We start from the raw sequence: 13890 nt of genomic DNA, 5'->3' as shown, positions 1-13890 counted from the left end.
TCGACCGGATGTGTATGACAAGCACATCGCTGCCTGTCGTTTTAGAGAACGACTGGAGGACAGCGATGTTTAATCTCGTCAACACCCTGGCTTAAAAGACGGAGGGTGGAGGGCTTGGATGAAAGACGACGGTCACCCGTTGACAAATCTCGACAAGGTTCTCATAGTTTGAATAACGCAAACGTTTGCGAGATGTTTCACAGCGCGAGCGTTGCTCACAATAATCATAAGATCGGAGTGAACCCATGAAGCTGCCATTCGCTGGACGTCTTCTTGCTGTCGCTGTGCTTGCTGCCGCATCCGCTGCTCTACCTCTTTCTTCTGCCTTTGCTGATGACGCCGCCGCCAAACCCAAGGTCGGCCTGGTGATGAAGTCCCTTGCCAACGAATTTTTCGTGACCATGCAGGACGGCGCCAAGAAGTATCAGAAAGACCACTCTGCTGACTTCGACATGATCACCAACGGTATCAAGAACGAAACCGATACCAGCGCGCAGATCGACATCGTCAACCAGATGATCCTCGCCAAAGTAAACGCCATCGTGATCGCCCCTGCCGACTCCAAGGCACTGGTCACTGTGCTGAAAAAGGCCTCCGATGCCGGCATCAAGGTCGTCAACATCGACAACCGCCTTGACCCGGACGTGCTGAAAAGCAAAAACCTCGATATCCCGTTTGTAGGCCCGGACAACCGCAAAGGCTCCAAGCTGGTGGGTGACTACCTGGCCAAGCAACTGGCTGCGGGTGACAAGGTCGGCATCATCGAAGGTGTACCGACCACCACCAACGCCCAGCAGCGCACCGCAGGCTACAAGGATGCGATGGACGCCGCCGGTATGAAAATTGTCTCCACCCAATCGGGTAACTGGGAGATCGACCAGGGCCAGAAAGTCGCCTCCGCCATGTTGAGCGAATACCCGGACCTCAAGGCACTGCTGGCCGGTAACGACAACATGGCGCTGGGTGCTGTATCTGCCGTACGTGCAGCTGGCAAGGCTGGCAAAGTGCTGGTTGTGGGCTACGACAACATCGAAGCCATCAAGCCGATGCTGCAGGACGGCCGCGTGTTGGCGACTGCCGACCAGGCCGCCGCCCAGCAAGCCGTGTTTGGTATCCAGAACGCGCTCAAACTGGTCAAGGGTGAGAAAGTCGATGCCAAAGACGGCGTGATCGAAACCCCGGTCGAACTCGTCCTCAAGAAGTAATCCTGGCAGTACCCAACAGCGCCCGCTCGTCCTGAGCGGGCGCCTGGAGATTTTCCTATGTCATCTTCCGCCCCGAACGTTGTCCTCTCGGTCAGCGGTATCGGCAAGACCTATGCGCAACCGGTTCTGTCCGACATCACCCTGACGCTCAATCGCGGAGAAGTGCTGGCACTGACCGGTGAAAACGGCGCAGGTAAAAGCACCTTGTCGAAAATTATCGGCGGGTTGGTCACGCCGACCACCGGCAACATGCAGTTCAATGGTCAGGATTACCGCCCCGGCAGCCGCACCCAGGCCGAAGAACTGGGCGTGCGCATGGTCATGCAGGAGCTAAACCTGCTGCCGACGCTGACCGTGGCTGAAAACCTGTTCCTGGACAACCTGCCCAGAAACTGCGGATGGATTAACCGCAAGGAACTGCGCAAAGCTGCGATCGAAGCCATGGCCCAAGTCGGCCTGGATGCGATCGACCCGGATACCCTGGTTGGCTCCCTGGGCATCGGCCATCAACAAATGGTCGAAATCGCCCGTAACCTGATCGGCGACTGCCATGTGCTGATCCTCGACGAACCCACGGCCATGCTCACCGCCCGTGAAGTCGAGATGCTCTTTGAACAAATCACCCGCCTGCAGGCTCGGGGCGTGGCGATCATTTATATTTCGCACCGGCTGGAAGAACTGGCCCGTGTTGCCCAGCGCATTGCAGTGCTGCGCGACGGCAAGCTGGTCTGCGTCGAGCCGATGGCCAACTACAACAGTGAGCAACTGGTGACCTTGATGGTCGGTCGCGAACTTGGTGAACAGATCGACCTGGGCCCGCGCACCATCGGCGGCCCGGCCCTGACGGTCAAAGGGCTGACGCGCTCGGACAAGGTCCGCGACGTGTCCTTTGAAGTACGTGCCGGTGAGATCTACGGCATCTCAGGCCTGATCGGCGCCGGTCGCACTGAACTGCTGCGCCTGATCTTCGGCGCGGACCTGGCAGACAGCGGCACCGTCGCCCTGGGCTCGCCAGCCAAGGTCGTGAGCATTCGTTCGCCGGTCGACGCGGTGGGCCACGGCATCGCCCTGATCACCGAGGACCGTAAAGGCGAAGGCCTGCTGCTGACCCAATCGATCAGCGCCAATATTGCCTTGGGCAACATGCCGGAAATTTCCGGTGGTGGCGTGGTAAATAGCCGTGACGAAACCGCGTTGGCCAAGCGCCAGATCGACGCCATGCGCATTCGCAGTTCCAGCCCGGCGCAGTTAGTCTCGGAGCTGTCGGGTGGCAACCAGCAAAAGGTCGTGATCGGCCGTTGGCTGGAGCGCGATTGCGCGGTGATGCTGTTCGATGAGCCGACGCGGGGCATCGACGTCGGCGCCAAGTTCGATATCTATGCCTTGCTCGGCGAATTGACGCGCCAGGGCAAAGCGCTGGTGGTGGTGTCCAGCGACCTGCGAGAGCTGATGCTGATCTGTGACCGCATCGGCGTGCTCTCCGCCGGGCGCCTGATCGAAACCTTCGAGCGCGACAGTTGGACCCAGGACGAATTGCTCGCCGCCGCCTTTGCCGGCTATCAAAAACGTGATGCGCTGCTCAACGACGCAGCGCTTAGGGATACCCCATGAAAACCACTACTTCCCCGGGTAAAACCGGCGGTAACTTCTACGGCCTGGGCACCTACTTGGGCCTGGCCGGTGCCTTGCTGGCGATGATTGCGCTGTTCTCGGTGCTGAGCGATCACTTCCTGTCCTATGACACCTTCAGCACCCTGGCCAACCAGATCCCGGACCTGATGGTGCTGGCGGTGGGCATGACCTTTATCCTGATCATCGGCGGCATTGACCTGTCGGTGGGCTCGGTGCTGGCACTGGCCGCGTCGGCCGTCAGTGTGGCGATTCTCGGCTGGGGCTGGAGCGTGCTGCCGGCCGCCGTGCTCGGCATGGGCTGCGCGGCATTGGCCGGCACCATCACCGGTTCGATCACCGTGGCTTGGCGTATCCCGTCGTTTATCGTGTCCCTCGGCGTGCTGGAAATGGCTCGCGGCGTGGCTTACCAAATGACCGGTTCGCGCACCGCCTATATCGGTGACTCGTTTGCCTGGCTGTCGAACCCTGTGGCCTTCGGGATTTCACCCTCGTTCATCATTGCCTTGCTGGTGATCATAGCTGCTCAGTTGGTGTTGACGCGTACGGTGTTTGGTCGCTACCTGATCGGTATCGGCACTAACGAAGAAGCCGTGCGCCTGGCCGGCATCAACCCCAAGCCTTACAAGATCCTGGTGTTCAGCCTGATGGGCTTACTGGCGGGCGTGGCGGCTCTGTTCCAGATCTCGCGCCTGGAAGCAGCGGACCCGAACGCGGGCTCCGGCCTGGAACTGCAGGTGATTGCGGGGGTAGTGATCGGCGGCACCAGCCTGATGGGCGGGCGCGGCTCGGTGATCAGTACCTTCTTCGGTGTGTTGATTATTTCGGTACTGGCCGCAGGCCTGGCGCAGATCGGTGCCACCGAGCCCACCAAGCGCATCATTACCGGTGCCGTAATCGTGATTGCCGTGGTCCTCGACACCTACCGCAGCCAGCGCGCCAGTCGGCGGGGCTAAACCATGGCAACGATCAAGGATGTGGCAGCGCTTGCGGGTATTTCCTACACCACCGTGTCCCATGTGGTGAACAAGACGCGGCCGGTCAGTGAACCTGTGCGGATCAAGGTTGAGGCGGCAATCAAACAGCTCGACTACGTGCCGAGTGCGGTAGCGCGTTCGCTCAAGGCCAAGACCACCGCCACCATCGGCCTGCTGGTGCCCAACAGCCTCAACCCGTATTTTGCCGAGTTGGCCCGCGGGATCGAGGATTACTGCGAGCGAAATGGCTACTGCGTGATTCTCTGCAACTCCGACGATAACGCTGAGAAGCAGCGCAGTTACTTGCGGGTGTTGCTGGAGAAGCGTATCGACGGCTTGATCGTGACCTCAGTCGGTGGCGACGACAGCGGCCTGGCTGCCGGCTTGAGCGCGGTACGCACGCCCATGGTGATTGTCGACCGTGCGTTGGACGGCATCGATGTCGACCTGGTGCGCATCGATCACGAGGAGGGCGCCTACCTGGCGACCCGGCACTTGCTTGAACTCGGTCATCGCGACATCGCCTGTATTGGTGGCCCCGGCCACACTCGCGTGGCGCAAATGCGATTGGCGGGCTACCACCGCGCGCTGCGAGAGGCGGGCGTTGAGGTGGCGGCTGGGCGCACGCGGGAAAGTGACTTCACCAGTACGGGCGGTTATGCCGCAGCGGTGCAACTGCTGTCGGACAACCCGCCCAGCGCGATTTTCGCCAGCAACGACATGATTGGTTTCGGCGTATTGCGTGCCGCGGCCGAGCGCAATATTCGCGTGCCCGGCGAGCTGTCGGTGATTGGCTTCGATGATATTCAAATGGGCCGTTACGTGTACCCGGCGCTGACAACGGTCGGCCAGTCGATCGTGCAGCTGGGCGAGACGGCGGCCGAGCTTTTACTGCGACGAATTGCAACACCCCAATTGCCGATCGATCAACGCATCGTGACGCCGAGTATTGTTTTGCGTGAGTCGACGGCGCCGTTTGCCGGTGTGTTCGCCCAATACCGCTGAACCGAATTGATGAGTACTGATGTATGCCAGCAAAAGTAGTGGTAATAGGCAGCTTGAACATGGACCTGGTCACCCGCGCCAGTCGCTTGCCGCGCGCCGGTGAAACCCTGATCGGCCAGACGTTCTCGACCGTCCCCGGCGGCAAGGGCGCCAACCAGGCCGTGGCCTCGGCGCGTCTTGGGGCGGATGTGGCGATGATCGGCTGCGTCGGCACCGACGCCTATGGCACCCAACTGCGCGATGCGTTGTTGGTTGAAGGCATTGATTGCCAGGCCGTCAGCACCGTGGACGGTTCCAGCGGCGTGGCGTTGATTGTGGTGGATGACAGCAGCCAGAACGCGATTGTGATCGTGGCCGGCAGCAACGGTGAGCTGACGCCCGTTTCGTTGCAAACGGTTGATTCAGTGTTGCAAGCCGCCGACGTTATCGTCTGCCAGCTGGAAACGCCGATGGACACCGTAGGCCATGCCCTGAAACGCGGTCGCGAGCTGGGCAAGACGGTGATCCTCAACCCGGCGCCCGCCAGCGGCCCATTGCCGGTGGAGTGGTTCGCTTCGATTGATTACCTGATTCCCAACGAAAGTGAAGCCCATGCCTTGACCGGCGTGACAGTCGATTCCATCGACAGCGCCAAGGTCGCCGCGACGCAACTGATCAAGGCGGGCGCCGGCAAAGTCATCATTACCCTTGGCGCTCAGGGCGCCCTGTTTGCCGATGCCCAAGGCTTTGAGCACTTGGTAGCGCCCAAGGTCAAGGCGGTGGACACCACTGCCGCGGGTGACACCTTCGTCGGAGGTTTCGCCGCCGCGCTCGCCAATGGCAAGAGCGAAGCCGAGGCCATCCGCTTTGGCCAGGTAGCCGCTGCGTTGTCAGTGACCCGCGCCGGTGCGCAACCTTCTATTCCTACGCTGCACGACGTTCAAGGTTTTGTGCCCTCATGAAAAAGACACCTTTGCTCAATATCGCCCTGTCGCGCGTGATCGCGTCCCTCGGCCATGGCGACATCCTGGTCATCGGCGATGCCGGCCTGCCGGTGCCGCCCGGCGTCGAGTTGATTGACCTGGCGCTGACCCAGGGCATTCCCGATTTCGTCAGCACCCTGCGCATCGTGCTCAGTGAAATGCAGGTGGAAAGCCATGTATTGGCCGAAGAAATCCTGCTCAAACAGCCGCCAGCGCTCACTGAACTCAACAACCTGACCGAACAGGCCGCACTCGGCGAACGACGCCTGGTCAGTCACGAAGAATTCAAACAATTGAGCCGCAAGGCCCGCGCCGTGGTGCGCACGGGTGAATGCCAGCCTTATTGCAATATCGCGCTGGTGTCCGGCGTAACCTTCTAGAGTTCCCTACGACAAGGAGTGTTTCATGCAACGTAGTCTCCCTTCCCTGAAAAACCTGTTTCGGAGTGTCCTGCTTTTGTCCGCGCTCACCGCAGCCAGCGCCCATGCGGCGGAAAAAATCGACCTGATCATCGACACCGACCCAGGCGCTGATGATGTAGTGGCCTTGCTGTTTGCCATGGCCTCGCCGCAGGAATTGAATATTCGTGCACTGACCACCGTCGCCGGCAATGTGCGCCTCGACAAAACCTCGCGCAACGCGCGCCTGGCCCGCGAGTGGGCAGGGCGCGAAGACATTCCGGTGTATGCCGGCTCGCCGAAGCCGCTGCTGCGCACGCCGATCTACGCTGAGAATATCCACGGTAAGGAAGGTATTTCCGGCGTTGCCGTGCACGAGCCGAAAAAAGGCTTGGCCGAAGGCAACGCCGTTGACTACCTGATCAAGACCCTCAGCACCGCCAAGCCGCATAGCATCACCATCGCCATGCTTGGCCCGCAGACCAACCTGGCACTGGCGCTGACCCAGGCGCCGGAAATCACCCAAGGCATCAAGGAAGTGGTGGTGATGGGCGGTGCGCATTTCAACGGCGGCAACATCACGCCGGTGGCCGAGTTCAACCTGTTCGCCGATCCGGCGGCCGCCGAAATCGTGCTCAAAAGCGGGGTCAAGCTGACCTATCTGCCACTGGACGTAACCCATAAGGTACTGACCAGTGACGCGCGCCTGAAACAGATCGCCGACATCAAGAACAACGCCAGCAAAATCGTTGGCGATATTCTCAACGAGTACGTCAAAGGCGACATGGAGCACTACGGCATTCCAGGCGGCCCGGTCCACGATGCCACGGTTATTGCCTACCTGCTCAAGCCTGAGCTGTTCAGCGGCCGTGAAGTCAACGTGGTAGTCGACAGCCGTGAAGGCCCTACCTTCGGCCAGACCGTCGTCGATTGGTACGACGGCCTGAAACAACCGAAGAACGCCTTTTGGGTTGAAAATGGCGATGCCCAAGGCTTCTTCGATCTGCTGACCGAACGCCTGGCGCGTCTGAAGTAATGAGGTTGCCGGTCGGCGTTCGCCGGCCGGTTCTTACACGCGCTCGGGGTCGTGAGCGCCCATATGATCGGCCGGGTATTTCTCGAATATCTTGCCGATGAAAGTCTTCGCGGCTTGCGTGCCCAGTTCCTTGACCAGCAGGTCGATTCCGATGATTGCCAACTCCTCCGGGCTTCCGGGGCTGTAGGAACTTTGTCCTTGGGGCCACTTGGCTTTGATGTCGGCTTGGAGGGTCACAGTGGTCATGGGGGGCTCACGGTTGAAAGTACTGGGCAGTGCGCTAAAACGCGGTTCTTACCAGGGCAGTTAACCATTTTTGGCTGGGGTTTGGCACTGCTACTTAGGCATGAGGCATGCGCTGTGCGACACTGTGCCCCTGTCTAATTCCCGGGGAACACCAGGTGCAGATCGATTTGAACAACCCCGATAACCTGACGCTGGAGGCTGTTCGCAAGCTGCTGGCCAGCGCCAGTGACGACGAACACACTCAGTTGCGGGTGACCAAAGCCGGTATCGCCTATATCTCTTCTGGCAGGGCAGTAGGCGGTGTGGATATCGATGGTCTGCTGTTTCGCCTCGAAACCTGGGCCAAAGGCTCCGGTTACGTCGGTAACGTCGCGGCCAGTGATGAAGTTTGGGTCACGCAAATCTACAACGCGCTGAAGCAAAACTGGCCAACGCCGCCGTTTGACTACATCGACATCTACTGAGTGTGTTCATATCTGGTCACGATTGACTGGGCGAATGCTTGCCCTGAGTCAGGCAGACTTGCCTGCGGGCGATTTACGTCTTGAAACCAATCCGCCGGATCGCTGTCGCACGATCTCTGTTCATTTTTATCATAGGAGGCTTCATGCCTTGGAAGCTCGCTTCATTCGGTACTTTGTTGGCAGCACTCGCGTTGGCGGGTTGCAGCACCCCAGGTGCCTCTGAGCCAGCCAAAGACGCTGCCGTGGCTGATGCCGGTCATAGTCGCTGTGAGTCAAAAGCCGCCGACTTCGCGATTGGCCAGAAAGCCTCACCTCAATTGCTGGAGCAGGCGCGTACCCGTGCCGGTGCGCAGAACGCGCGGATCCTCAAGCCTAACGACATGATCACCCTGGAATACCGCTCCGACCGCCTGAACCTGAACACCGATGACAACCTGGTGATCACGCGGGTCAACTGCGGCTGATAACCTGCCGGCTTTTGTAGCGCGCACAAAAAACCCCGTCACATGGACGGGGTTTTTTTTAGCTCAGCGGAGAATTACTCGCCGCGAACCTGTGCAGCTTGCATACCCTTTTGGCCTTTCTCAGCCACGAAGGAAACGGTTTGGCCTTCTTTCAGGCTTTTGAAACCGTCGCTTTCGATAGCTTTGAAGTGTACGAACAGGTCGTCACCGCCACCTTGAGGAGTGATGAAGCCGAAGCCTTTTTCATCGTTGAACCATTTAACGGTGCCGGTTTGGCGATTAGACATGGTGTATCTCCAAGAAACATATATTTTCAGTAGTGCTGTGCTGCTCAGGCCAACTGGGCACACAGGGCTATCATAGTCGAAATGTTCGACTTGGGAGCCCCCCCAAGGCATTGTTTGCTAATCAATAGCGTTGCGTTTAGTGCTTTGGTCGGCTGAAAGCCCCGATCTACGGGGCTTTGGCGCGAAATATCAGCTGTTAAAAAAAGCCGTAAAAGCTGCGTAATTTGTGAGAAATGGCAGTTTTCAGGCATTTATTTCAGCAAAACGGCCGTCTGATCAGTGGTCGATCTTACTTTTTCTTCACGACTTTGCAGGACGAAATGGCCGCGACAGCTTTGTTCTTGAGCACGGGATCGGCGTTCTGGTTGGTCATGAGTTCTTTGATTTCTGCCGTGCTCAATTCGGCGTTGATTTTGTCGGCGCCGCATTCGCAATGGTCTTTGGCGGTTTTGGCGTCAACGCTCTGCTGGGCTGCCGCGCTGCAATCTTTGACGAAGCTGTCGCGGGCACCGGCTGGCCAGTTGGAAGGGGCGGCTGCCTGGGCGCCGAGAGACAGGAAAGCCAGGGAAGCGGCGAGAGCGAGGGTCGAGGTGAAACGCATCATGTGGATGCTCCTTTGAGTCGAGGACGAACGGCGATTCTCGGTGGGTTTGAGGCATGTCGTACAGCTCAAGTTCACTTTTGCAGCTATAAAGCCGTGAATTTGCCTTTACACAAGGTGGCGCCACCGCGATGACCGTTCATCTGTGCTAGGATCCTTCGCTTGGCTATTTACAGGCGCGCCGTTTGCCGCCATGCCATGTTTCTTTTTAGCTCACTCCAGTCACTCTGGTTCGATTATCGGTTGGCCGAAAGGCTCCTGCCGCTGTAAGGCAGGCGTTCATCATTGAACGGCCTGGTATTGGATCTTGTACTGGCTCATCCCAACCCACGTGACCTTTGGTAGGGGTCACCACTAGGAGAGGAGGCGCCATGCCAACTATTACTCTACCCGACGGCAGTCAACGTTCATTCGATCACTCGGTTTCCGTAGCCGAGGTCGCCGCATCCATTGGTGCCGGCCTGGCCAAGGCCACTGTGGCCGGCAAGGTCGACGGCAAGCTGGTTGACGCCAGCGACCTGATCACCGGCGATGCCAGCCTGCAAATCATTACGCCCAAGGATCAAGAGGGGCTGGAGATCATTCGCCACTCTTGCGCGCACTTGATTGGCCATGCGGTCAAGCAACTGTACCCGACGGCGAAAATGGTCATCGGCCCGGTCATCGACGAAGGTTTCTATTACGATATCGCCTACGAGCGTCCTTTCACTCCGGACGACCTGGCTGCTATCGAAGCGCGCATGCACGCGCTGATCGAAAAAGATTACGACGTGATCAAGAAAGTCACGCCGCGCGCCGAAGTGATCGACGTGTTCACTGCCCGTGGCGAAGACTACAAGCTGCGTCTGGTGGAAGACATGCCGGACGAACAGGCCATGGGCCTGTATTACCACGAAGAATACGTCGACATGTGCCGTGGCCCGCACGTGCCGAACACGCGCTTTCTCAAGTCGTTCAAGCTGACCAAGCTGTCCGGTGCCTACTGGCGCGGCGATGCGAAGAACGAACAGCTGCAACGGATCTACGGCACTGCCTGGGCTGACAAGAAGCAGCTGGCAGCCTACATCCAGCGCATCGAAGAAGCCGAAAAGCGCGACCATCGCAAGATCGGCAAGCGCCTGAACCTGTTCCACCTCCAGGAAGAAGCGCCGGGCATGGTGTTCTGGCACCCGAACGGCTGGACCCTGTACCAGGTGCTCGAGCAGTACATGCGCAAGGTTCAACGCGACAACGGCTACCTGGAGATCAAGACTCCACAGGTCGTTGATCGCAGCCTGTGGGAGAAATCCGGGCACTGGGCCAACTACGCCGACAACATGTTCACCACGCAGTCGGAAAACCGCGACTACGCCATCAAGCCGATGAACTGCCCCTGCCACGTGCAGGTGTTCAACCAGGGCCTGAAGAGCTACCGCGAGTTGCCGATGCGCCTGGCCGAGTTCGGTGCCTGCCACCGCAATGAGCCATCGGGTGCGCTGCACGGCATCATGCGTGTGCGCGGCTTCACCCAGGATGACGCCCACATCTTCTGCACCGAAGAGCAGATGCAGGCTGAATCCGCTGCGTTTATCAAGCTGACCATGGACGTTTATCGCGATTTCGGTTTCACCGAAGTCGAAATGAAGCTGTCCACTCGTCCGGAAAAGCGCGTGGGTTCCGATGAGCTGTGGGATCGCGCCGAGGCGGCACTGGCCGCTGCGCTTGACAGTGCGGGCCTTGCGTACGATCTACAGCCGGGTGAGGGCGCCTTCTACGGTCCCAAGATCGAGTTCTCGCTGAAAGATTGCCTTGGTCGCGTCTGGCAGTGTGGTACCCTGCAGCTCGATTTTAACCTGCCGATCCGTTTGGGAGCCGAATACGTCTCCGAAGATAACAGCCGTAAGCACCCGGTTATGCTGCACCGGGCGATCCTCGGCTCGTTCGAACGGTTCGTCGGTATCCTGATCGAGCACTACGAGGGTGCATTCCCTGCGTGGCTGGCTCCGACCCAGGCAGTGATCATGAATATCACTGATAAACAGGCCGATTTTGCCGCTGAAGTTGAAAAAACTCTCAACGAAAGCGGATTTCGTGCCAAGTCCGACTTGAGAAATGAAAAGATCGGCTTTAAAATCCGCGAGCATACTTTGCTCAAGGTTCCCTATCTTTTGGTTATCGGAGATCGGGAAGTCGAGATGCAGACTGTCGCTGTGCGTACTCGTGAAGGTGCTGACCTGGGCTCGATGCCCGTCGCCCAGTTCGCTGAGTTCCTCGCGCAAGCGGTTTCCCGGCGTGGTCGCCCAGATTCGGAGTAATTATTATTAAGCGTGAAATGAGACAAGATAAACGAGCTGCACCGAAAGCCCCGATCAACGAGAATATCTCGGCAAGCGAGGTTCGGTTAATTGGCGCTGACGGCGAGCAGATTGGCATCGTCTCGATTGATGAAGCGCTTCGTATTGCTGAAGAGTCCAAATTGGACCTGGTGGAAATCTCCGCCGATGCAATCCCACCCGTTTGCCGGGTGATGGACTACGGCAAATCGATCTTCGAGAAGAAGAAACAGGTTGCCGCAGCGAAGAAGAACCAGAAGCAGATTCAAGTAAAAGAAATCAAGTTTCGTCCAGGGACGGAGGAAGGGGATTACCAGGTAAAACTGCGCAACCTGGTACGTTTCCTGAGTGATGGGGACAGGGCCAAGGTATCCTTGCGATTCCGCGGCCGTGAGATGGCCCACCAGGAGCTGGGGATGGAACTCCTCAAGCGGGTTGAAGCTGACCTGCTCGAGTACGGTTCGGTCGAACAGCATCCTAAGATGGAAGGACGCCAGCTGATCATGGTCATCGCCCCGAAAAAGAAGAAGTAATCAACAGGGCACGGCAGGCCTTCTGATTATGTTTATCAACTGAATGCGGAGTATCCGAACATGCCAAAGATGAAGACTAAAAGTGGTGCTGCTAAGCGGTTTCTGAAAACTGCTAACGGTATCAAGCACAAGCACGCTTTCAAGAGCCACATCCTGACCAAAATGTCGACCAAGCGTAAGCGTCAACTGCGCGGTAGCAGCTTGCTGCATCCGTCTGACGTGGCAAAAGTCGAGCGCATGCTGCGCCTTCGTTAATTTTTGGATCAAGACTAGAGGAAGTAACTCATGGCTCGTGTAAAGCGTGGCGTCATTGCCCGTAAACGTCACAAAAAAATTCTGAAACTCGCTAAAGGCTACTACGGCGCACGCTCACGCGTATTCCGTGTTGCCAAGCAAGCGGTAATCAAGGCAGGCCAATACGCCTACCGTGACCGTCGTCAGAAAAAACGTCAGTTCCGCGCTCTGTGGATCGCTCGTATCAACGCTGGTGCACGTGTTAACGGTCTGTCCTACAGCCGTTTCATCGCTGGCCTGAAAAAAGCGTCCATCGAAATCGACCGTAAGGTTCTGGCTGAACTGGCCGTGAACGATAAAGCGGTGTTTGCTGCGATTGTCGAGAAAGCTAAAGCCACCTTGGCTTAAGTACCCCCGACAGTCACCCTGGGTTGCTCCTGCAGCCCAAGGTGGTAAACGTCATAAATAGGGGAAGAGCCTTCAAGCTCTTCCCCTATTTTGTATCTGGAGTCTGTACATGGAAAACCTGGACGCGCTCGTCGCTCAAGCCCTTGAGGCTGTGCAAAGCGCTGAAGATGTAAATGCCCTGGAGCAAATCCGGGTTCACTACCTTGGCAAAAAAGGTGAATTGACTCAGGTGATGAAGACCCTGGGGAATTTGCCGGCTGAAGAGCGTCCGCAAGTCGGTGCGCTGATCAACGTCGCCAAGGAGCGTGTCACAGAGGTTCTCAATGCGCGCAAGGCGTCGCTCGAGGAGGCCGATCTTGCGGCCAAGCTCGCCGCCGAGTCCATTGACGTGACCCTGCCTGGCCGTGGCCAGGCGTCGGGCGGTCTGCATCCGATTACCCGGACTCTGGAACGTATCGAGCAGTTCTTCACCCACATCGGCTACGGCATTGCCGAAGGCCCTGAGGTCGAAGACGACTATCACAACTTCGAGGCGCTCAACATCCCAGGCCATCACCCGGCCCGGTCGATGCACGACACCTTCTATTTCAACGCCAACATGCTGTTGCGCACCCATACCTCGCCGGTACAGGTCCGCACCATGGAAGCGAACAAGCCGCCGATCCGCATCGTCTGCCCAGGCCGTGTGTACCGTAGCGACTCGGATATCACCCACTCGCCAATGTTCCACCAGGTCGAAGGCCTGCTGGTAGATCGCGACATCAATTTTGCCGACCTCAAAGGCACCATCGAAGAGTTCCTGCGGGTGTTCTTCGAGAAAGAGCTGGCAGTACGTTTCCGTCCATCATTCTTCCCGTTCACCGAGCCGTCTGCTGAAGTCGACATGGAATGCGTGATGTGCAGCGGTAAAGGCTGCCGCGTCTGCAAGCAGACCGGCTGGCTGGAAGTGATGGGCTGCGGCATGGTTCACCCTAACGTGCTGCGCATGTCCGGTATCGACCCGGAAGAGTTCTCGGGCTTTGCCTTCGGCATGGGTGTGGAGCGTCTGGCCATGCTGCGTTACGGCGTGAACGACTTGCGTCTGTTCTTCGACAACGACTTGCGGTTCCTCGCGCAATTTCGCTAGTCG

Annotated in this window: 17 protein-coding genes; 14 read left to right on the top strand and 3 right to left on the bottom strand. The window is 58.2% G+C overall.

Annotated features, from left to right (window positions below; translation table 11 throughout):
• Window positions 1-245 precede the first annotated feature (245 nt).
• The 7 genes from PspR76_RS19945 to PspR76_RS19915 are packed head-to-tail and all read left to right on the top strand — an operon-like array spanning window position 246 to window position 7212.
• On the top strand, window positions 246-1205 hold the full coding sequence (locus PspR76_RS19945; RefSeq protein WP_159958068.1) for a sugar ABC transporter substrate-binding protein: 960 nt from the start codon (window positions 246-248) through the stop codon (window positions 1203-1205).
• Window positions 1206-1262: 57 nt separating this feature from the next.
• Window positions 1263-2816 (top strand): sugar ABC transporter ATP-binding protein, encoded by a 1554-nt coding sequence (locus PspR76_RS19940; RefSeq protein WP_159958066.1) that lies wholly within the window; start codon window positions 1263-1265, stop codon window positions 2814-2816.
• On the top strand, window positions 2813-3790 hold the full coding sequence (locus PspR76_RS19935) for an ABC transporter permease (RefSeq protein ID WP_159958064.1): 978 nt from the start codon (window positions 2813-2815) through the stop codon (window positions 3788-3790). Before PspR76_RS19940 ends, PspR76_RS19935 begins: the two co-directional genes overlap by 4 nt.
• Before the next feature lie 3 nt (window positions 3791-3793).
• Complete coding sequence (locus PspR76_RS19930) at window positions 3794-4816, top strand: LacI family DNA-binding transcriptional regulator (RefSeq protein WP_159958062.1); 1023 nt, start codon at window positions 3794-3796, stop codon at window positions 4814-4816.
• Between the two features lie 23 nt (window positions 4817-4839).
• Window positions 4840-5757, top strand: coding sequence for a ribokinase (gene rbsK / locus PspR76_RS19925; protein WP_159958060.1), 918 nt, complete (start codon window positions 4840-4842; stop codon window positions 5755-5757).
• Window positions 5754-6158: a D-ribose pyranase gene (gene rbsD / locus PspR76_RS19920; protein ID WP_159958058.1), complete on the top strand. Its 405-nt coding sequence runs from the start codon at window positions 5754-5756 to the stop codon at window positions 6156-6158. Before rbsK ends, rbsD begins: the two co-directional genes overlap by 4 nt.
• A 25-nt stretch (window positions 6159-6183) precedes the next feature.
• A complete protein-coding gene (locus tag PspR76_RS19915) occupies window positions 6184-7212 on the top strand; it encodes a nucleoside hydrolase (protein ID WP_159958056.1) in 1029 nt (342 codons plus the stop codon).
• 33 nt (window positions 7213-7245) lie between these two features.
• On the opposite strand, the gene PspR76_RS19910 is transcribed toward PspR76_RS19915, so the two are convergent.
• Window positions 7246-7458: a hypothetical protein gene (locus PspR76_RS19910; protein ID WP_159958054.1), complete on the bottom strand. Its 213-nt coding sequence runs from the start codon at window positions 7456-7458 to the stop codon at window positions 7246-7248.
• A gap of 155 nt (window positions 7459-7613) precedes the next feature.
• On the opposite strand from PspR76_RS19910, the gene PspR76_RS19905 reads away from it, so the two are divergent.
• Window positions 7614-7922, top strand: a complete 309-nt coding sequence (locus PspR76_RS19905) for a hypothetical protein (protein ID WP_159958052.1) — start codon at window positions 7614-7616, stop codon at window positions 7920-7922.
• Between the two features lie 143 nt (window positions 7923-8065).
• Window positions 8066-8386: an I78 family peptidase inhibitor gene (locus tag PspR76_RS19900; protein ID WP_159958050.1), complete on the top strand. Its 321-nt coding sequence runs from the start codon at window positions 8066-8068 to the stop codon at window positions 8384-8386.
• A 74-nt stretch (window positions 8387-8460) separates the two neighbouring features.
• Here the strand turns inward: PspR76_RS19900 and PspR76_RS19895 are convergent, their stop codons facing one another.
• Complete coding sequence (locus PspR76_RS19895; RefSeq protein ID WP_003234260.1) at window positions 8461-8673, bottom strand: cold-shock protein; 213 nt, start codon at window positions 8671-8673, stop codon at window positions 8461-8463.
• 289 nt (window positions 8674-8962) lie between these two features.
• Window positions 8963-9277 carry a hypothetical protein gene (locus PspR76_RS19890; RefSeq protein WP_159958048.1) on the bottom strand — a complete coding sequence of 105 codons (315 nt, stop codon included), beginning with the start codon at window positions 9275-9277 and terminating at the stop codon, window positions 8963-8965.
• A gap of 368 nt (window positions 9278-9645) precedes the next feature.
• Here PspR76_RS19890 and thrS point away from each other — a divergent pair, with 368 nt between their 5' ends.
• The 5 genes from thrS (at window position 9646) to pheS (ending at window position 13887) form a co-directional block, all read left to right on the top strand.
• A complete protein-coding gene (gene thrS, locus PspR76_RS19885; protein ID WP_159958046.1) occupies window positions 9646-11568 on the top strand; it encodes a threonine--tRNA ligase in 1923 nt (640 codons plus the stop codon).
• Window positions 11568-12119, top strand: coding sequence for a translation initiation factor IF-3 (gene infC / locus PspR76_RS19880; RefSeq protein ID WP_174245682.1), 552 nt, complete (start codon window positions 11568-11570; stop codon window positions 12117-12119). Before thrS ends, infC begins: the two co-directional genes overlap by 1 nt.
• Before the next feature lie 60 nt (window positions 12120-12179).
• Window positions 12180-12374, top strand: coding sequence for a 50S ribosomal protein L35 (gene rpmI, locus PspR76_RS19875; RefSeq protein WP_002553160.1), 195 nt, complete (start codon window positions 12180-12182; stop codon window positions 12372-12374).
• Window positions 12375-12404: 30 nt separating this feature from the next.
• Window positions 12405-12761 (top strand): 50S ribosomal protein L20, encoded by a 357-nt coding sequence (rplT, locus tag PspR76_RS19870; RefSeq protein ID WP_053257052.1) that lies wholly within the window; start codon window positions 12405-12407, stop codon window positions 12759-12761.
• Between the two features lie 109 nt (window positions 12762-12870).
• The gene (gene pheS, locus PspR76_RS19865) at window positions 12871-13887 is read left to right on the top strand and encodes a phenylalanine--tRNA ligase subunit alpha (RefSeq protein WP_003192486.1); all 1017 of its coding nucleotides are present in this window, start codon (window positions 12871-12873) and stop codon (window positions 13885-13887) included.
• The last annotated feature ends 3 nt before the right edge of the window (window positions 13888-13890 follow it).

This window comes from Pseudomonas sp. R76, from assembly GCF_009834565.1.
Classification (GTDB): Bacteria; Pseudomonadota; Gammaproteobacteria; order Pseudomonadales; family Pseudomonadaceae; genus Aquipseudomonas.
The sequence above is the reverse complement of the archived record's forward strand: the minus strand, read 5'-3'. Positions and strand labels throughout refer to the sequence as shown.